A 16,890-nucleotide genomic window follows, 5' to 3' on the forward strand; every position below is an offset into this window, starting at 1 on the left:
ATAATCAATATATAGAGAATTTCTTTACAATACAAAAACGGGGTGAAGTTATGGGTTGGTTTACTAAAAAAATTGGTAAGTTTAAGAGCAGTATTCAGACTGACGATGATACTTTAGGGGTTATTATACATTTCACACCTATCGCTATATATTTATACACCTGCGATGAGTATATAGAAACATTTGACGGTGCGCTCACTTTTGAGACTGAAAACGGAAATCAAGTAGAAATCGGGGGTACTTTCATTTCTCTTGAAGTTGATGCGAATTTTCGCATGGACGATATAATATTTGATTACAAACTAAAGGAAAGCAATCTACCTATTGTTGAATTAAAAGCCTACGTATGATGTTTATTGATGGATCAGTCATGGCACAGCTGGGTACTCCTAATATGCAAATCAATTATCAATAAAAAAGAGCTAAAACAGATAAAACTGTTTTAGCTCTTTTTTACGTATTCAACTTAACAAATCTATAACTATGCGTAACTAACACTTTTAATATCGCATATCCTGGAATTGCTAAAATAACCCCCATAATTCCAAATAAATTTCCGGCAGTTAAAATAATAAAAATGATAGTAATTGGATGAATGTCTAACTTTTTCCCCATTACTTGTGGTGAAATAAATTTCCCCTCTGCTAATTGTACAACCATCATGACAATAATTACTTTTAAAATCATTGCTGGTGAGTCAATAAAAGCAATAATTAACGCTGGCGTTATCGCAATAACAGGACCTACATATGGAACGACGTTTACAATCATCGCCAAAATAGCAAGTAATACCGCGTATTTAATGCCGATTATAAGATAACCAATGAATAGCATAATACCGATAAATAAACTAACGATAATTTGTCCTCTAATGTACGAACTAATCGCATAATGCATATCATCTAATATTCTCTTCGCAGCTGGTTGTCTTTGCTCAGATATAAACTTTAAAAAATGATTTGGTAATTGCTCACCATCTTTTAAAAGATAGAACAATATAAACGGAACCATTACAAATGTTAAAACAACTTCAGTAAGTGTACTTAAAAATCCAGTTACATTTCCTGTTACTGATGATAATGATTTTGTAAAATTCATTGTAGAATCTTTTACGATATTAGCAACATCAATATTTAAACTTTCCTGCATTCTACCAATTACATTACTTTCTCCAAATTTACGTGCTGCCCTTTCGATTTCATGCCCGAAATATGGCAAGTTGTCTATTAAAGCATTTACTTGATCTTTAATAATCGGAATAACCGTCACCGCAAGAAAAACAAATAATCCAAGAACAAGTATATATATCGAGGCAATTGACACAATTCTCGACACACCTTTTCTTTCTAAAAGAGAAACGAATGGATGCAATATATAAAATAGTACTCCCGCTAATAATACTGGGAAAAAGATTGTTTTTAAAAATACGACGAACGGTGTAAAGACGAATGATATTTTTGTAAGTAATAATATATTTACAAACAGCAACGCAAATCCAAGTAGTACAGCTAAATAATTTTGTTCTTTAAAAAACTTTTTCAACTTATCTCTTTTTCTTATATTTACTTTCTCCAAGGGTACCACCTCTCTAATTAGGAAAAGCCCTAAAAAGGGCTTTATAAAATAATTAATAATAGCCTTTATTTCCTTGCAGCTTTTACTACAAATGATACAATAAGAATTAACACAATTGCCCCTAATAGTGCTGGCACGACATGAATCCCACCAAATGATGGCCCAAAAGATCCAAATAATCTACTACCTAACAAAGCTCCTAGTAAACCAGCAATTATATTTCCAAACATACCAGCCGGAAAATTTTTACCCGTTATAGAACTAGCAATTGCACCTATAATAGCACCAACTATTAATGTGATAATCCATCCCATTTTTAGTCCTCCATTTCTATTATAGAATAAATCTATTTATCAACTAACTTATTACGTAACCCTTGTAATTATTATATCCAGAAATGAAAAATCTTGTCAAACGCATGAAAATACAGAAAAAAGGAGCGTTATTATTTATGATTCAAAAATTAATAGCAAACTCTTATAATACTGCTTTGTCTATTTTAAACATTCAAATTCTTGCTTACGAAATTGAAGCAAAATACATAAATAGTACGGCCATCCCCCGTTTATACGATACCGTAACTGATATTCAAAACTGCGATGAGACATTCCATGGATATTTCCTGGAAAATTCACTCATTGGATTTATTTCTTTTAAAGTTGATGAAGATATAGTTGATATCCATCGTTTAGTGGTCTCACCCAATCATTTCCATAAAGGGATAGCAACTAAGTTACTACTTTTTATATTTGACATGTTCTCTTCTTCAAAAGCGTATATTGTACAAACAGGGAAGAACAATACGCCTGCCCTTTCTTTATATAAAAAACATGGTTTTATTGAAATTCAAGATATCGTACTTCCTGATGGAATGGTTTTGACCTCACTAAAAAGACAGAATACACAAAATAGTTTGACTTAACTATTTATTTATGTTATTTTTTACCTTATAAAACCTTTTGCTGAATCCAAATTTTGGAGCGGGGGAACCATTTATGTAGCTTTTTGCTACTTGGGGCGAATCTTTTTTAAGTAGGGACACTCTCACTTCCCGAGTCCGACAGCTAACCTCGTAAGCGTAATGGGAGAGGAAGGTGCTTTTTTGCCTATGTTACACAGTATGCCTCCTTAGTTATAAATATGGGAACGATACCAATTAAAAACCTATATTTATAGAAAAGGAGAAATGTATAATGTTACGTTTATCAGATCACGCAATAAAAATGATGGAGCAAAGACTTCGACTAGAACAACACCGCACATATCAAGCAAATAAAGTTGTAGATAACTTACATCACAAATACTTCTTTCAGCATATTTTCCAGCCCAAAAGATAAGTACTGACCTTTAACAAAATACAGCGTACACTTTTTCGGTGTACGCTGTATTTTTCATTTTCTCGCCTTAATAATAAAAGTAGTCGGTACCATTCTAGCCTTATATAAAGAATAGTACTTCGTAGACGGCTCTGCTACTTCTCCATCAAATAGACAAGATGGTTCAGGCTCTTCTATTCTCTCAATTGTAAATCCAGCTCTATTTAACTCATTTATATATGTACTCATTTTTCTCTTATATAATGTCGCTTGTACTTCTTCCCCTTTAAATGTTTCAAACGTATTAGGAGTTTCCTCATGATATGAAGAGCATAAAACAATTTCTTCTGTTCCATACTGCAAATTTGAATATACCGGATGCTCCCAGCTAAAAATAAAGCTTCCTCCTGGTTTTACATATGAATATATAAGTTCCAATGTTTTTCTTAAATTAGAAGTCCATCCTAATGCATAGATGGAATATACAATATCAAAATGTTCTTCTGGAATATTTAGCTCCTCTTCCATCGCACCACATATTAACTTTGGATTCCAATCTTTTAGCGTTTCATTTGCTGTTTCAATTTGTGTCTCTGAAAGATCGAGCCCCCACAACTCTTTCGCGCCACGCTCCGCCATATATTCCAAAGAATGTCCACTACCACATCCGATATCTAGAACCGTCTTATTCTCAATTAAATCAAATAAATGAATTTCATCTTCTGATGCCGTATACGGTCCATATTTAGGTAGACAATCTACTTGAAAAAAATGAGGTGCTACTACGTCCCAACACTTTTTATTCACTTGTAACATTTCTGTTTGTTCCATACTTTGCATTCCCCCTTCGTTCTCTTCCACCAGTACTTTTTATACGTGATGGCCTCATTTTCCTTTCAGATTGATGATATTCGCTAACAAAAAAAGAGTAGCTTCTCAGCTACTCCCTTTTCTTACGATGCATGCTCATCTTTCTTCTTCTTCATTAACGCTCTCTTCTTCATCGCCTTCGTCAAGTATCCACCTTTAAACGAACGGATTTCATAAGAAGACATAAACGCTTTCGGTGCAATTTCATTAATAATTTCTAAAAGTTCTTTTTCTCTTGAACGCTTCGCAACGATATCTAAGCGATAACGTATAGAATTTATTCCTTCACCTTCAAATACTGTAACGCCAAATCCAGAATGGCGTAATTCATTTACTAATTCATTACAACGGTCTAGTAAACTAACTTGATACGTAATATATCCAATTGCTAATTTATTCTCTATATAACCGCCTAATAATAGTCCCGCACTAAAGCCGATGACATAGGCAACAATGTTCATCCAATTTGATAAATCTTGAAATACAATACCTAAACTGACAATGTAAATTGCTCCTTCTAACAATCCTACACCTGCAGCGGATCTTGTTTGATTCTTTACAAGCAAAATCGTACGGATTGTTAAAGTTGGAACGTAAATAATTTGAAGCACAAAAATAAGTAACGCTTGTAACATTGGTATCCACCTCTTTCGCAAATTCTTTTGTCATGATAACATACATAAGCTTTAGAAATCGATGGGTTTTTTAATTTTTTTTAATTTTTTTTCATACTATTGAAATGCCTCAAAAATAAGCGTATTATATTTGGCGTAAATCCGATAAATACCAGTAAATCACTCGTATTATATCATTTATTTTTAAACGCAAAAAAGGAACCAGATTAGGTCCCTTTCCTCATAACTCTATGTTTTTCGAAGCATGTTCTCTTTGTTTCTCTTCTTCTTTTACTAGCTGCATATTTGCATAAGCTAAATTCGCAATCATTAAAAAGTGTCCACCTAATATTCCAGTACCAAATGCCCACATTTCCATTTCATGCTCAATTTCATACATAATGATAGCCCCTAATATTGCGGCTGCAAATCGGTTTAGAACTCCTAATCCAGGAGCCTTTTCTTTCATCACAATACTTCTTCCTAATTTTTCAACTCTGCGAGCTAATAACCAAAGACAGTATGCACTTACAGCTAATCCAATACCGAATCCTGTCACTTGTTTTCCAAACGGAGTAACCGCCCACATTAGTAGTAAACCACTAAAGATCGTATACAATTGTAATCGATATACACGTAAGGCTACTTGAATCAAAATATCCGCTCCTAATTTCACATTTTATTATGTGTCAGAAGAAAAGCAGCAACTTACACAGTTGCTGCTTTCTCTTGTTCTTGTTCATGATCCATTTTTTGAATTTCAACACGTTTAATTTGATAAGCATCTTTTTCTAACACTTTAAATTCATAGCCTTCTGCTTCAACGCATTGTCCTTCTTCGATTTCATGATTTTGCATCATAATCCATCCACCGATTGTATCCACATCGTCTTCTTCAATGTGTAATCCAAACAAATCTTTTACTTCTGTGATAAGCACTTTTCCATCAACAATTTTATGATACTCGTTCACATGTTGAATTGGTGGTGCTTCATCTTCATCATATTCATCACGAATTTCGCCGACGATTTCCTCCAATATATCTTCAAGCGTTACAATTCCAGCTGTTCCTCCGTACTCATCATATAAAACAGCCATTGGAATTCGCTTCTTCTGCATTTGCAGTAATAAATCATGAATTGGAGTCGTTTCCATAACTTCAATAATCGGACGCATATACGTGCGAATCGATGATAAATCTTCTTGATCGTTGTTCATATATCGAATAAAGAAATCTTTTACATTGACCATACCGATAATATCATCTTTATCTTCTCCAAAAATCGGATAACGTGTGTATCGTTCATTTTGGATTACTTTCATGTGTTCTTCTACTGAATCTTCAAGATAGAAACCAACGATTTCTGTACGCGGTACCATGATTTCTTTCGCAATGCGATTATCAAATTCAAAGATATTATTTACATACTTGTATTCAGCTTGATTAATTTCTCCACTTTCGTAGCTCTCTGAAAGAATAAGACGTAACTCTTCTTCTGTATGAGCTACTTCATGTTCAGAAGCTGGCTTCAAACCGAATAAACCAGTTACAACACGAGCAGAACCATTCAATACCCAAATAAATGGATACATAACTTTATAGAATATCATTAACGGACCTGCTAATAACAATGTCACTTTTTCAGCTTTTTGAATTGCCATCGTTTTCGGAGCTAATTCCCCAACTACAACGTGCAAGTACGTCATCGTCATAAATGCAAGACCAAATGTTACTACTGATGAGATAGAAGGATTTAAGTTCCATTTCTCAAATAACGGGTGTAATAATTTTTCTATCGTCGGTTCACCTAACCAACCAAGTCCCATCGCTGTAACTGTAATACCTAATTGACAAGCAGATAAATATTCATCTAAATTTGTTGTTACCTTTTTCGCTGCTAACGCACCGCGTTTCCCTTCCGCAACAAGCTGATCAATGCGACTTGAACGTATCTTAACAATCGCAAACTCTGCTGCTACGAAAAATCCAGTAAATGCGATTAAAATCGCAACCATGACTAAATTAAATATTTCCAATGAATCCCCTTAGTTAAAAAACTAAGGTGTCCACCTCCTGTATACTATAATGTTTTCTTATTTGTTCGTTAGAAAACATAGCCCGATACAAAAATTAAAGAGGTCGGATTTCACTTATTCTATAATAATAGAATAAGTGTCTGTATTAAAGCTGTCGTTTGACCTGATAAAGATTTCGATATTTTTTCACGTTGTGAATCAGTCAATTCATCTAAAAGAGGCTTTAACTCCGTTAGCTCTGCTTCTAATCTATGAATATGGTCTGTCACTTCATTCACTTGTTTCGAAACGTGTTCATTGATACCGAGCAGCTTTTTCTTCTCCTCGATTCTCTCTTTAATCTCACAAAGCGGCATATGCATTTCTTTGCACTTCTCAATAAATTGTAATGTCTCAAATGCTGTTTCGTCGTAATAGCGATAATTAGATTGAGATCGCTCCGCTTTTAAGATTCCTAGATTCGTATAATAATCAATCGTTCGTTTCGACACGTGAGCCATGAGAGCCAACTGTCCGATTCGATACACCTTCCCAACGATCTTCCCCCCTTGTTTATATTACTATTATCATACAATACATAAACTGTACAGTCAAACGTGACGGTTTGTTATACACATTGTATACACAATTTCATAACGTTCTACAATAATCAGAAAATTAAGTTATAATATCATTATAAAAGAAGAAGGGAGGCTACGCTCATGTACTACAACACTTCATTCGAAAACGATCAACCTGTAGGCCGTCTATAATCTAAGACGGGCATTCATATAACAAGTGCGCTATGCCTCGTCTTAGGGAATAAATCATAACCCTAAAAATAGACGGAGGTCATTCAAATGAAACAAACAATTTTAGGAGCTATATGTTTATCACTAGCAGCAAGTATTTGGGGCGGTATGTACGTCGTTAGTAAATACGTACTCGACTTTATCCCGCCACTTACACTCGTTTGGCTACGCTTTATTATCGCTTTTGTTGTTTTATATGTGATTTTGAAAACAACTGAAAAAAAGCAAAAGAAAAAAGTAACCATACACAAAAAAGATTGGCTATTATTCGCTTGGATTGGCTTCATCGGATACTTCATTTCGATTACATGTCAATTCATCGGGACAAAATTATCCGACGCTCATACAGGCTCTTTAGTAACATCAGCTACACCTGCATTTATGGTTATATTTGCAGCGCTTATTTTAAAAGAAAAACTAACCACTCGTAGACTTTTATCTACTATCATAGCGACAATCGGTGTCATTATCGTTATCGGATGGGATATTGAAATCGGCTCCTATTTTATCGGTACAATCATTTTAGTTGGAGCCGCTATTACATGGGCTTTACTGTCCATTTATGTAAAAATCGCTTCAACTCGATTTTCATCTTTAATTATTACAACGTATGCAATATTCTTTTCACTCTTTTTTATTACACCTTTTATGGTGTGGGAATTCCAATCAACTCCTATTGAACATATGAACATGTACGTATTATTAGGAGTACTCTATTTAGGAATCGTCTCAACCGCAGGTGCATTTTTCCTTTGGAATAAAGGATTAGAATTAATGGATGCTAGCATCGGTTCATTATTTTTCTTCTTCCAACCTATCGTTGGTTCGCTACTGGGCTGGCTTTTATTAAATGAAACATTAAGCAGTAACTTTTTCATTGGTGGTATCCTTATTATATGCAGTGTTCTAATTACTACTTTTGAAAAGTAAAAATAGTATAAAAAAAACAGGCAGAGACTTAGTCTCTGCCTGTTCGCATAATTGGGTCTTGATCATGGAATCCTATACAAATTGGTATACTACTTTGTACTCCACTACATGCACTTATAAAACTACACACTGTTCTTGCGATTAAATATAGAGTAATACCTACAGCCCTTTTATCTGAATCAAAGCCATTTTCACCATAAATATCAGCTAACTCTCCTAAAGACGGTCCTTCTATTTCATCCGTCCAATCACTGGCCCAATCATCATCATCATCTTCTTCTTCAAGAAACATGTAATCGTCACAAATATAGAACTGACTATCCCACTCATTATCAAGATCATACTCAAAATAAATTGCCTTCGCTTCTTCACTTTCAGCGACTTTTAATGCTTCTTTCAAACCTATCCTCATACTTTCCTTGTATGAATCTACTGCAATCAATTTAATGCGCTCCGCATCCTCACTTGACGCTAGTGTGCTACAAATATCATAATACTTCGATTCTATTTGAGATACTGATAACGAAAATACGTCTCCCTGCATTCCCTCTAAATACTGAAAAATATCCAAACTATTTCACTCCATACTCTTTACGCAGTCCAATGACCTGGACGAGACAACCATTTCGGTAATTTCGTATATTTGTCCCCTTTCGCCGCATTAATTTGAACTTGCGTAAGAAAAATACTATTTGTAAAATCTGTCCCGCGAATGTCTGCATCTCGCAAATCTGCTCCGATGAGATCCGCTCCCCTTAAATTTGCATCTCGTAAATTAGCCGCAATAAGATAAGCCCCTCTTAAATTTGCTCCTTGTAAATCTTTCTTTTTCAGATTCGCTCCCATAAGGTCTGCTCCGCGATGACTGATTCGTTTTTTACGTGCAACATTCATTTCCTTCCATACTAATTCACTCGTCTCTAAAAGGAGAATGTTCACGTCTGCACGGTGTAATGGCACATTTACTTTCATTAACTCATCCGGACTTAAATTCGATAGGCGTTCTGTCTCTTCAATTGCTTCCTTCAGCTCTTTATGAATTGTCTGCGTCGCCTTTAATAGAATAGCCTCATTCAAATACCACAGCATTTCATGAAGCTGATGCATAATCGGAAAAGCATCATACATTTCTCTCGCATGCTCGGCATCCTTCCGCCAATCAATTCCTTTAAACGTAACTTGAGAAATCTTTTGTCCAGCACCGAAACATTCAAATACTGTACAACCTTTATACCCTTTTCCTCTAAGATCTCTATGTATACTACATTTATAATCTGATTGTAAATTTGCACAAGGTTTACCACCATCTTTATTCACCGCAAAATCTATTGATGCCGCGAACGGTAATGCTACACAACATAAACCAAAACATTTTTCACAATCCGCTTTTAAACTATTGTGATTTACATCCTCTTCTATATGAAAATAATCGTTATGATTAGTCAAAATATATACCCCCTGTTGTCTTTTGACTATTTCATAATATTCCAACTGCACTAAATAATCAATTTAAAAACAAATGGACCTATTTCATTTCAAACAACAACATAATCCTTTTATTTCTTTTCATTTAAAAAGGACTTCCACTACAATATTAATTATAATTAAATTATGAACTTTCGAATAATAAGGAGGATTACAATGGCATTAGAAATGAAAACAAACTGTCAAATTTGCGACCATTCCCTTCAGCCCGATTCTGAAGCATACATATGCGTGTATGAATGTACATTTTGTGCACCATGTACAGAGGAAAGACAAAACGTTTGCCCGAATTGTGGCGGCGAGTTAGTACGTAGACCGAAAAAGAAATAATAAAAAGGCAAAAACGAACAGGAATATGTTCATTTTTGCCTTTTTATTTAACCTTTAAAATTACTTCTATTATTGATTTAAATGATTTTTAACTGCTCTTATAACCAATTCATGATCTACTTCTGGTGGTAATCCTGAGACTGTTATCATCCCAATAACCCCTACGTTTTTTATTTGGATAGGAAAGCATCCACCAAACGCAGCATATTCCGAGCCATCTAAACGGTATTTTTCATGATATGGAATTCCGCTTATTTCACTTTCTATCTGCATATAATACGAGCTATGATTATGCAGAGAAACGACCCGTTTTTTACGCTCAATCCATTTCGTATTTTCCTCAGTTGTCCCTGTCATCTTGAAATGAAATAATTGCACACCATTTTTCGCTATATCAACAGCAATCAATTTCCCCTCTCGCTTTGCTGTTTCAACGATAAATAAACCTAATTGCAAGGCATCTTCATTTGTAAAAGAGGAAAATTGAAGTGTTTCCTCCTCTATTAAAATTTGTTTACTTATTTCACTCACATTTGAAGTGCTCATATCTTTAACCTCCCTAATCGTTTTATACCACATTGGCATTTTTTGAAATTCTCTATAGTACCGTAAAGCTTGTTTTCTTCTTAATGGTGCTATTATGAATTATATTTAACTCATTAAAAATGTATGTACTTTAAAGTGCTATAGGTACTAAACATTTAGTATAGGAATCGTCTACTTCTGTGATTCAGCTAATTCATTATAAGAAGTACAAAAAAAGCAAAGCGCCCACGCTTTGCTTCTTACAGAATCCCTTTTAACTTTTCACAAATTAACTTCGCTAAATACTCATAACCTTGTGGTCCGAAGTGTAATCCATCTTTTTCTTCATCTTCTACGAATATTTTATAATTTTCTTCTTGAATCATCTCAGCATATAAATTGAGAAAATGGCTCCCTGTTTTTCTTGCTACTTCCTCTACCGCCGCTGCATACTGACCGAGTATTTCATTTGTTCTATTACGTTGTCTTTCTTCATCAACTGGTGCAGGACTAATAAGTAATACTTTTTCTGGTGAGATCGCACTTACAATTTTCTCTAAATTTTCTTTATATGCTTGTAATGGAACTTGAGCAAAAGAAACTGCATCATTCGTACCAAGAAAAACTGTTATAAAGTCTGGTTTATATGATAATACATCATCTTCAATCCTATTTAACGCATCGAACGTATTATCACCCGGAACACCTGCATTAACCACTTTCCAATTTGGAAACATCTCTTGCAAACGTGGTGTTAACCTCGGCGTTCCATCAAAAAATGTTTCGTCAGCTGTAATACTATCCCCAAAGCATACTAACGTTTTCATAAAGCTAACTCTCCTTTTACGTATGAAACAGCTTTCCTTCTATCGCTTTCATATATCTTTCCGCAGAACGTTCCACTGCCTCATTTGCATTTTCTTTTACTACTCGGTGAAAAGCATTATATAAACGATCAAATTGTAACGGTTTCACTCGATTCGCCATTTCCTCAACTTTTCTCGCCGGTAATGGAATTAAATTTGGATAGCTGTACATGAAGCTCACCCACTGTTGATCCGCTACAACTTGTATGATATCACCTGTTAATAAAATACCTTTCCCATCATTTCCTTCTTCCCAGTGTAATACAGAACCGCCACTAAAATGTCCTCCGAGACGATGAACAGTAATTCCATCCGCTAATCGTAAAGACTCGCCAGTCCAATAAATGATACGACTACTTGGGCGCATTACCCACTCTTTGTCGTCTTCGTGTATATAAATCGGTACATCAAATGTTTCTGCCCATTCTACTTGTGTTGAATAATAATGCGGATGAGATAGTGCAATCGCATCTAATCCGCCCCACTCTTTTATCTTCTCAATTGTCGTTTCATCTAAATAAGTAATACAATCCCATAGTAAACGATATGACTCTGTTTTTACTACAAATGCCGTTTGACCAATCGCAAATTCTGGTTTTGTCGTAATACTATAAAGCCCATTTTCTTCTTCTATCATTTCATTTTTATATGTATCACTCGTTTGCAAGTTTTCTAAAGTCGTCCAAGACTGCCCTTTCGGATTAATATATTGTCTCTCCTCATCACAAATAAGACAACTTACCGGTTCTTCTACACTCACTGCATACTGAACGCCACACGTTGTACAAACGAAATTGTTCATAGTCATTCTCCTATCCTTATATTTTTAACTACGCCGATATTTGTTGATAGTTTTCTGCTTTTTTATTTTCAATCAATAAGCTTATAAGAGTAACAAAGTAGACAACTGTAACCGCCAGTGGAATTACGGTAAATCCTTTTTCCGCAAAAAGAATCCCACATACTGACGTTACTAATACAGTTCCCACTGATAATAATCCATAACTTTTACTCTCATAAATCCATACATACGGTAAAAAATGAACTCCCACTAACACCGCCACTACAAAAGGTAACCACTCTGGAAATTGAAAATATGCAAGTAACACAAGCGGAATATTCAATACATTAATCGCACCAATTACTCCACCTAAAGTCCCTAACGGATTCCCTTTCGCAAACATATCAATTTTTAATATGGCAGCTAACATTAAGCCAAAAGGAAACACACAACCCATACCAATTAAATATACCCACACAACTTGTTTTTCAGAAAGAACAACACCAGTTATACTTGCTATAATCCAAAATAGAAAACCCGCTAGTACAACAGGAAATCCCCTTTTCGTTTTTTGCGCTAAATCTTTTTTCGCTTCTGAAACGTTCATTTCTATATCTCCCCCAAAATATAAGTGCTATAATGTCGTCTTATTTTCGCTATCGAACATAATCTCATTCATCCAATAACGCCAAGCTACTAAGTAATCTTCTAAATCTTTTGGGTGGTGTCTTATACACGTATCTATACGTAAATATAAGCCTATGACTATTTCCTCATATAAATCTCGTTCTTTTTTATGAAATATACATGGTTTTATCGCATAACCAATAACTTCTTTTGTTAAATCTTCCGGAATTGAACAGAATGCGTAAATTAAATCGTATATAGGATCTATCACACCATATAACTTATTATCCTGAAATATTAAGTTATGGAATCCAAGATCACCATGTATTAAAAACGGCCTATCCATTCCAGTACTTCTTTTTGGACTATTTACAAGTGTAAGAACAAGCTGATGTTCTTCATCACTTATGTACTGCCTCAATTTTTCACGAACTTTCATTACATTTGTTAATAAAAATTCTGCCCAAGGTTGAACCGGACTATCTTTCCATCCCCATCTATCTACCTCTGGAACTATTTCATACGTATTAATTACTTCTTTTACAAGTGTACAAAGTGTGCTCCTCTTATACCCAAGTTCGCACGAAGTAGTCCCTACAAGAAAGGAATACACAATATATCTGTTTAAAGGATCCTTAAACAAAAGTGTTGAAAATAAAGTATTCCCATCATAAAAAGAAAGAAAATCAGCTTCTTCACGTACCACTTCCGATTTATTCAACTTTACAACATATCTTCCATCCAACAAATATACCGTACTTCTCGTTCCTCCGCTCAACACTTTCATGCTATTTGGATAATGTGAAATAACCTTCTCATTAACTAGTTGTTTAGCGATTACTGAAATGTCCATTCACTCACCCTTACATCTGAAGATTCCCTCAATTCAAAAGACAACTTTACTATTATTTGACAATCACAAGAGAATCCCTTCCAACATCTTAATATTACAGAAATTAATTTTCATTTTATTAAAACGGCTTCCTTCAAGATTTCATCATATAATTCATTCCATTTATAATGATACGCTGCACTCTCTTCTACTCTAACAAACATCCTTTTATCGGATTCATACTCACCGTCAAACTTATACACTTCATTAATCTCCATCCGGTAGAACGGCTGATACCCTACTTTTGGATACGGACTATTTTCATTCCAATTTGGATTATCACTATGGTCAACGATAATATATCCAAATAAAGTACATTCTCCTTTTACATAACCTTCTTCCCACGCTTCTCTTTTAAAACATTCTTCTGGTAGTTCCCCTTCTTCTATATGCCCACCAGGAAAGTCCCAACCACGCTGCTCATGGTCTATTAGTAAAACCTTTTTATTATGAAAACAAAAACCGTGAACACTCGTAATTCTTTCGTATTCTGGCAATATACAATCTTTTTTCCACGTTAACTTCACCTTTGATTCCCCATAATTTGCATATATCGTTACCATTTCCCTCACTCCAAATGATCTTCATTTAATCTAGTAATTTCTATTGAATTATCTCTTTCTTTTAACTTACGAGCTAAACTTTCCACACCAAATACTTCTGTAAATGTGTGACTACCTACAATTAAGTTAATGTCTTTAAATTTCGCATGTTGTACTGTATATAATGTTTTTTCTCCTGTTATGTACGTATCACAACCTTTTTCTAGTGCACGCTCAATAAGGTTTGTATTATTTCCTGCACCTGTTAAAATCGCAATCCGTTTTACTGGCTTATCATGATTTTTCCAACTCTTCACTTTCTCTTCCATTCTCTCTTCAAGTTTTCCAACTAAGTTTGAAAAGGGAATCGCTTCTTTATATTCTCCTATTCCCGGTAGCTCTTCTTCCTCATACGTGGAATATTCCAGTATTGTATCTATCCCAATTTCGTTAAATAACGACGTACACGTGCCAAACTTTACAAAATCTAACGGCAAATGAATCCAAAAATGATTCATTTCATATTCTTTTAATTTCTCAATACAAGCCTCTTCCATACCAAATAAAAAGCTCCACGGCGCATGATGTGTAAGTATCATATCAACCCCATTTTGATATGCTTCTTCAATCGTCTCTAGCGTCAAATTTGTCGTGTAACCTATTTTGTGAAATTCCTCTTTACTAATGTGAGTGAAGTCATACTCGTCATCACCGTATTTATTAAGATGCTCTTCAAAAAGTGATGCAATATGTTCTTTAAACTGCGTTATATGCATTTTCATTTCTCCTTTCTTCTACTTTTATATTTCAAAAATAAGGAAATACTATGTAACGACGTTACATACATATAGGAGGACAATATGAAACCTGAATTTTTAAAAGCTATACATGAAGCGATTGGAAATGTTGAACATATTCATATAGAAGAAAGTGGTTCAGATAGTTTACTCATTCATCATGATGATGCACAGCAATTAAAACAAGTTGCTGAAACTTTAGAACACAATAATTTCCGCTCTACTATTAGAACAGCTGGAGATGCTTCGTATATTGAAGTGTTGAACAGGTAAGAAGAAGTCCCGGTTATATACTGGGCTTCATTCTTTTATATTGAAATTTCAAACTCTTTTACATACACTGCTGTTCCAGAAATATCTATTTGTAACTTCTCATTTTCTACATCTTTCGTTACATAAACCGTTACACGACCATCTTTATTCATTTCCTGTCCTTGCTCAATGATTAACTCCAATTCATGGTCAAAATCTTTCTCCAAATACATCGCATAATACGCTCCCATTACACCTGAAGCTGTTCCTGTAACAGGATCTTCAATCGTTCCAGAATAAGGTGATGAAAAATGACGACCGTGCATTTGCACCTGTTCATCATAAGTTTCTAGACAAACTGGATGAATAGAAGCCTTTTGTATTTCTTTTAATATCGATGGAAATTTATCATTATTAGGTTTCATTCTTTCACATGCATCAAGTTTTTTTATAGGTACAATTACAGTCCAATTACCCGTACTTCCATATACAATTGGTAAACTTGCATCTAAATCATTTACTTCCAAACCGATACTATGAGCTAATTCTTCTTTTGAACCTGCAAAATCTTTAAACTGAGGTGCTGCCTGCCTCATTTTAATAAAGATTTCTTCATTTTCATTTACACCTATTTGTACCGGTAAAATCCCTGCCTTCGTTTCAATCGTAAGGTTTGTTTTCTCTTCTAATAAACCTCTTTCACGCAAAGCATATATAGTCCCAACTGTCCCATGACCACATAAATCCATTTCATAACCAGGTGTAAAATAACGCATTCTTATATCTGCTACTTCCGAAGAAAGAACGAAAGACGTTTCGTTAAATCCAACTTTTTCAGCAATACGCTGCATTTCCTCTTCCGTTAATCCATCCGCCTCTAATACAACACCTGCTGGATTTCCCATATTTGGTTTATTCGTAAATGCATCGTAATGAAATACGTTTATGTTTTTCATTTTCTTATCCCCTTATTTGTTCGTTTCATTATTTTTATAATAAATAAGAAAATCCGCCCACTTACCATTCCCCATAGAAAACGCCTCTCTCATACATTCAAATGAAAAACCAGCTCTTTCTGCAAGTCGAACGGATGGCTCATTATCAATATGTATATGTAATTCAATTCTATGAAATTGAAGGCTATTAAAAAATAACGGCAGCGCCGCTATTACACTTTCTACTCCGTATCCATTTTTCCAATATTGATTATGAATAGAGTAGCCCATCATTGCCCATTGATAATCCATTCGTAAAATTTTTATAAGTTCTAGCTTTCCAATATTGGCGCCATCCTCTTTCTGAAAAATACCTAGAACGTACATTTCATCCCGTCGTGCCGCCTCATCAAATCCTCTTATCCATTCCGTGAACCATTCTTTTGTTGAAGACGACATGGCATGATAGCCATCATCGTATTTATATTGGGATGGTAACCTCTTATTGAATCCATCTAACCAACTTTCATAATCCTCTTTTTGAAATGGACGGATAATAAGTCTCTCTGTCTCTACTTGTAATAGTGGCAGCTTCATTTATATCTCTTCCTTTAATTATTAATTGAATATTCTTTATTATTTTACACAAAATACAAAATCTAGTAAATTATTATGTTTTTTATAAACAAAAATCCAGTTATGCTTTGTACATAACTGGATTTTAC

General features: G+C 34.5%; 24 protein-coding genes and 1 riboswitch. Of the genes, 6 read left to right on the top strand and 18 right to left on the bottom strand.

The window, feature by feature from the left end:
• The first annotated feature begins 50 nt into the window (after positions 1-50).
• Positions 51-350, top strand: coding sequence for a hypothetical protein (locus NSQ47_RS10495; RefSeq protein WP_033714105.1), 300 nt, complete (start codon positions 51-53; stop codon positions 348-350).
• Between the two features lie 103 nt (positions 351-453).
• Here the strand turns inward: NSQ47_RS10495 and NSQ47_RS10500 are convergent, their stop codons facing one another.
• Together NSQ47_RS10500 and NSQ47_RS10505 are read right to left on the bottom strand one after the other, a co-directional pair.
• Positions 454-1,575 (bottom strand): AI-2E family transporter, encoded by a 1,122-nt coding sequence (locus tag NSQ47_RS10500; protein WP_002110910.1) that lies wholly within the window; start codon positions 1,573-1,575, stop codon positions 454-456.
• Between the two features lie 65 nt (positions 1,576-1,640).
• Positions 1,641-1,889, bottom strand: a complete 249-nt coding sequence (locus tag NSQ47_RS10505) for a GlsB/YeaQ/YmgE family stress response membrane protein (protein WP_002110912.1) — start codon at positions 1,887-1,889, stop codon at positions 1,641-1,643.
• Between the two features lie 137 nt (positions 1,890-2,026).
• On the opposite strand from NSQ47_RS10505, the gene NSQ47_RS10510 reads away from it, so the two are divergent.
• Both NSQ47_RS10510 and NSQ47_RS10515 read left to right on the top strand, forming a co-directional pair.
• Complete coding sequence (locus tag NSQ47_RS10510; RefSeq protein ID WP_341036825.1) at positions 2,027-2,497, top strand: GNAT family N-acetyltransferase; 471 nt, start codon at positions 2,027-2,029, stop codon at positions 2,495-2,497.
• 28 nt (positions 2,498-2,525) lie between these two features.
• A riboswitch (cyclic di-AMP (ydaO/yuaA leader) is annotated at positions 2,526-2,670 on the top strand.
• 98 nt (positions 2,671-2,768) lie between these two features.
• Entirely contained in the window at positions 2,769-2,912 is a 144-nt protein-coding gene (locus NSQ47_RS10515; RefSeq protein ID WP_000945246.1) for a hypothetical protein, read from the top strand.
• Positions 2,913-2,966: 54 nt separating this feature from the next.
• Here the strand turns inward: NSQ47_RS10515 and NSQ47_RS10520 are convergent, their stop codons facing one another.
• The 5 genes from NSQ47_RS10520 to NSQ47_RS10540 all read right to left on the bottom strand — a co-directional run bounded on the left by NSQ47_RS10520 (position 2,967) and on the right by NSQ47_RS10540 (position 6,939).
• On the bottom strand, positions 2,967-3,722 hold the full coding sequence (locus NSQ47_RS10520) for a class I SAM-dependent methyltransferase (protein ID WP_341036827.1): 756 nt from the start codon (positions 3,720-3,722) through the stop codon (positions 2,967-2,969).
• Positions 3,723-3,844: 122 nt separating this feature from the next.
• Positions 3,845-4,396, bottom strand: a complete 552-nt coding sequence (locus NSQ47_RS10525; protein ID WP_002110919.1) for a DUF2179 domain-containing protein — start codon at positions 4,394-4,396, stop codon at positions 3,845-3,847.
• A 220-nt stretch (positions 4,397-4,616) separates the two neighbouring features.
• Positions 4,617-5,030, bottom strand: coding sequence for an ATP synthase subunit I (locus NSQ47_RS10530; protein ID WP_002110920.1), 414 nt, complete (start codon positions 5,028-5,030; stop codon positions 4,617-4,619).
• A gap of 53 nt (positions 5,031-5,083) precedes the next feature.
• Positions 5,084-6,412, bottom strand: a complete 1,329-nt coding sequence (locus tag NSQ47_RS10535) for a hemolysin family protein (RefSeq protein ID WP_002110921.1) — start codon at positions 6,410-6,412, stop codon at positions 5,084-5,086.
• 119 nt (positions 6,413-6,531) lie between these two features.
• On the bottom strand, positions 6,532-6,939 hold the full coding sequence (locus NSQ47_RS10540) for a MerR family transcriptional regulator (RefSeq protein ID WP_033710905.1): 408 nt from the start codon (positions 6,937-6,939) through the stop codon (positions 6,532-6,534).
• Between the two features lie 312 nt (positions 6,940-7,251).
• Between NSQ47_RS10540 and NSQ47_RS10545 the strand changes: the two genes are divergently transcribed.
• Positions 7,252-8,133: a DMT family transporter gene (locus tag NSQ47_RS10545; RefSeq protein ID WP_002161071.1), complete on the top strand. Its 882-nt coding sequence runs from the start codon at positions 7,252-7,254 to the stop codon at positions 8,131-8,133.
• A 28-nt stretch (positions 8,134-8,161) separates the two neighbouring features.
• On the opposite strand, the gene NSQ47_RS10550 is transcribed toward NSQ47_RS10545, so the two are convergent.
• Together NSQ47_RS10550 and NSQ47_RS10555 are read right to left on the bottom strand one after the other, a co-directional pair.
• Entirely contained in the window at positions 8,162-8,704 is a 543-nt protein-coding gene (locus tag NSQ47_RS10550; protein WP_341036830.1) for a hypothetical protein, read from the bottom strand.
• 20 nt (positions 8,705-8,724) lie between these two features.
• Complete coding sequence (locus NSQ47_RS10555) at positions 8,725-9,579, bottom strand: pentapeptide repeat-containing protein (protein ID WP_341036831.1); 855 nt, start codon at positions 9,577-9,579, stop codon at positions 8,725-8,727.
• A gap of 195 nt (positions 9,580-9,774) precedes the next feature.
• Between NSQ47_RS10555 and NSQ47_RS10560 the strand changes: the two genes are divergently transcribed.
• Positions 9,775-9,948, top strand: a complete 174-nt coding sequence (locus tag NSQ47_RS10560) for a DUF1272 domain-containing protein (RefSeq protein WP_001162783.1) — start codon at positions 9,775-9,777, stop codon at positions 9,946-9,948.
• A 69-nt stretch (positions 9,949-10,017) separates the two neighbouring features.
• Here NSQ47_RS10560 and NSQ47_RS10565 read toward each other — a convergent pair whose 3' ends face one another.
• From NSQ47_RS10565 to NSQ47_RS10595, 7 genes are all read right to left on the bottom strand, one after another.
• Entirely contained in the window at positions 10,018-10,494 is a 477-nt protein-coding gene (locus NSQ47_RS10565; RefSeq protein ID WP_002161068.1) for a heme-degrading domain-containing protein, read from the bottom strand.
• 239 nt (positions 10,495-10,733) lie between these two features.
• Positions 10,734-11,300 (bottom strand): SGNH/GDSL hydrolase family protein, encoded by a 567-nt coding sequence (locus NSQ47_RS10570; protein WP_341036832.1) that lies wholly within the window; start codon positions 11,298-11,300, stop codon positions 10,734-10,736.
• Between the two features lie 16 nt (positions 11,301-11,316).
• The gene (locus NSQ47_RS10575; protein ID WP_341036833.1) at positions 11,317-12,141 is read right to left on the bottom strand and encodes a hypothetical protein; all 825 of its coding nucleotides are present in this window, start codon (positions 12,139-12,141) and stop codon (positions 11,317-11,319) included.
• 28 nt (positions 12,142-12,169) lie between these two features.
• Positions 12,170-12,727 carry a DUF7010 family protein gene (locus tag NSQ47_RS10580; protein ID WP_341036836.1) on the bottom strand — a complete coding sequence of 186 codons (558 nt, stop codon included), beginning with the start codon at positions 12,725-12,727 and terminating at the stop codon, positions 12,170-12,172.
• A gap of 27 nt (positions 12,728-12,754) precedes the next feature.
• A complete protein-coding gene (locus tag NSQ47_RS10585) occupies positions 12,755-13,600 on the bottom strand; it encodes an aminoglycoside phosphotransferase family protein (RefSeq protein ID WP_341036837.1) in 846 nt (281 codons plus the stop codon).
• Positions 13,601-13,710: 110 nt separating this feature from the next.
• Positions 13,711-14,202, bottom strand: coding sequence for an NUDIX hydrolase (locus tag NSQ47_RS10590; protein ID WP_002161063.1), 492 nt, complete (start codon positions 14,200-14,202; stop codon positions 13,711-13,713).
• Positions 14,203-14,207: 5 nt separating this feature from the next.
• Entirely contained in the window at positions 14,208-14,957 is a 750-nt protein-coding gene (locus NSQ47_RS10595; RefSeq protein WP_002110940.1) for a Nif3-like dinuclear metal center hexameric protein, read from the bottom strand.
• 84 nt (positions 14,958-15,041) lie between these two features.
• Here NSQ47_RS10595 and NSQ47_RS10600 point away from each other — a divergent pair, with 84 nt between their 5' ends.
• Positions 15,042-15,251: a hypothetical protein gene (locus NSQ47_RS10600; RefSeq protein ID WP_002121018.1), complete on the top strand. Its 210-nt coding sequence runs from the start codon at positions 15,042-15,044 to the stop codon at positions 15,249-15,251.
• A gap of 35 nt (positions 15,252-15,286) precedes the next feature.
• Here NSQ47_RS10600 and NSQ47_RS10605 read toward each other — a convergent pair whose 3' ends face one another.
• Both NSQ47_RS10605 and NSQ47_RS10610 read right to left on the bottom strand, forming a co-directional pair.
• Complete coding sequence (locus tag NSQ47_RS10605; RefSeq protein ID WP_002110942.1) at positions 15,287-16,186, bottom strand: PhzF family phenazine biosynthesis protein; 900 nt, start codon at positions 16,184-16,186, stop codon at positions 15,287-15,289.
• A 12-nt stretch (positions 16,187-16,198) separates the two neighbouring features.
• Positions 16,199-16,762, bottom strand: a complete 564-nt coding sequence (locus NSQ47_RS10610) for a GNAT family N-acetyltransferase (RefSeq protein WP_341036839.1) — start codon at positions 16,760-16,762, stop codon at positions 16,199-16,201.
• Positions 16,763-16,890: the final 128 nt, after the last annotated feature.

Source organism: Bacillus sp. FSL R10-2780, assembly GCF_038006125.1.
Taxonomy (GTDB): Bacteria; Bacillota; Bacilli; order Bacillales; family Bacillaceae_G; genus Bacillus_A; species Bacillus_A cereus_U.

Bases quoted from the DNA above. Each gene is read 5' to 3' on its own strand.
- NSQ47_RS10610 (WP_341036839.1), bottom strand. From the start codon at position 16,762: ATGAAGCTGCCACTATTACAAGTAGAGACAGAGAGACTTATTATCCGT.
- NSQ47_RS10565 (WP_002161068.1), bottom strand. From the start codon at position 10,494: ATGAGCACTTCAAATGTGAGTGAAATAAGTAAACAAATTTTAATAGAG.
- NSQ47_RS10570 (WP_341036832.1), bottom strand. From the start codon at position 11,300: ATGAAAACGTTAGTATGCTTTGGGGATAGTATTACAGCTGACGAAACA.
- NSQ47_RS10520 (WP_341036827.1), bottom strand. From the start codon at position 3,722: ATGGAACAAACAGAAATGTTACAAGTGAATAAAAAGTGTTGGGACGTA.
- NSQ47_RS10545 (WP_002161071.1), top strand. From the start codon at position 7,252: ATGAAACAAACAATTTTAGGAGCTATATGTTTATCACTAGCAGCAAGT.
- NSQ47_RS10560 (WP_001162783.1), top strand. From the start codon at position 9,775: ATGGCATTAGAAATGAAAACAAACTGTCAAATTTGCGACCATTCCCTT.
- NSQ47_RS10605 (WP_002110942.1), bottom strand. From the start codon at position 16,186: ATGAAAAACATAAACGTATTTCATTACGATGCATTTACGAATAAACCA.
- NSQ47_RS10575 (WP_341036833.1), bottom strand. From the start codon at position 12,141: ATGAACAATTTCGTTTGTACAACGTGTGGCGTTCAGTATGCAGTGAGT.
- NSQ47_RS10505 (WP_002110912.1), bottom strand. From the start codon at position 1,889: ATGGGATGGATTATCACATTAATAGTTGGTGCTATTATAGGTGCAATT.
- NSQ47_RS10585 (WP_341036837.1), bottom strand. From the start codon at position 13,600: ATGGACATTTCAGTAATCGCTAAACAACTAGTTAATGAGAAGGTTATT.
- NSQ47_RS10600 (WP_002121018.1), top strand. From the start codon at position 15,042: ATGAAACCTGAATTTTTAAAAGCTATACATGAAGCGATTGGAAATGTT.
- NSQ47_RS10580 (WP_341036836.1), bottom strand. From the start codon at position 12,727: ATGAACGTTTCAGAAGCGAAAAAAGATTTAGCGCAAAAAACGAAAAGG.
- NSQ47_RS10590 (WP_002161063.1), bottom strand. From the start codon at position 14,202: ATGGTAACGATATATGCAAATTATGGGGAATCAAAGGTGAAGTTAACG.
- NSQ47_RS10595 (WP_002110940.1), bottom strand. From the start codon at position 14,957: ATGCATATAACGCAGTTTAAAGAACATATTGCATCACTTTTTGAAGAG.
- NSQ47_RS10495 (WP_033714105.1), top strand. From the start codon at position 51: ATGGGTTGGTTTACTAAAAAAATTGGTAAGTTTAAGAGCAGTATTCAG.
- NSQ47_RS10515 (WP_000945246.1), top strand. From the start codon at position 2,769: ATGTTACGTTTATCAGATCACGCAATAAAAATGATGGAGCAAAGACTT.
- NSQ47_RS10510 (WP_341036825.1), top strand. From the start codon at position 2,027: ATGATTCAAAAATTAATAGCAAACTCTTATAATACTGCTTTGTCTATT.
- NSQ47_RS10525 (WP_002110919.1), bottom strand. From the start codon at position 4,396: ATGTTACAAGCGTTACTTATTTTTGTGCTTCAAATTATTTACGTTCCA.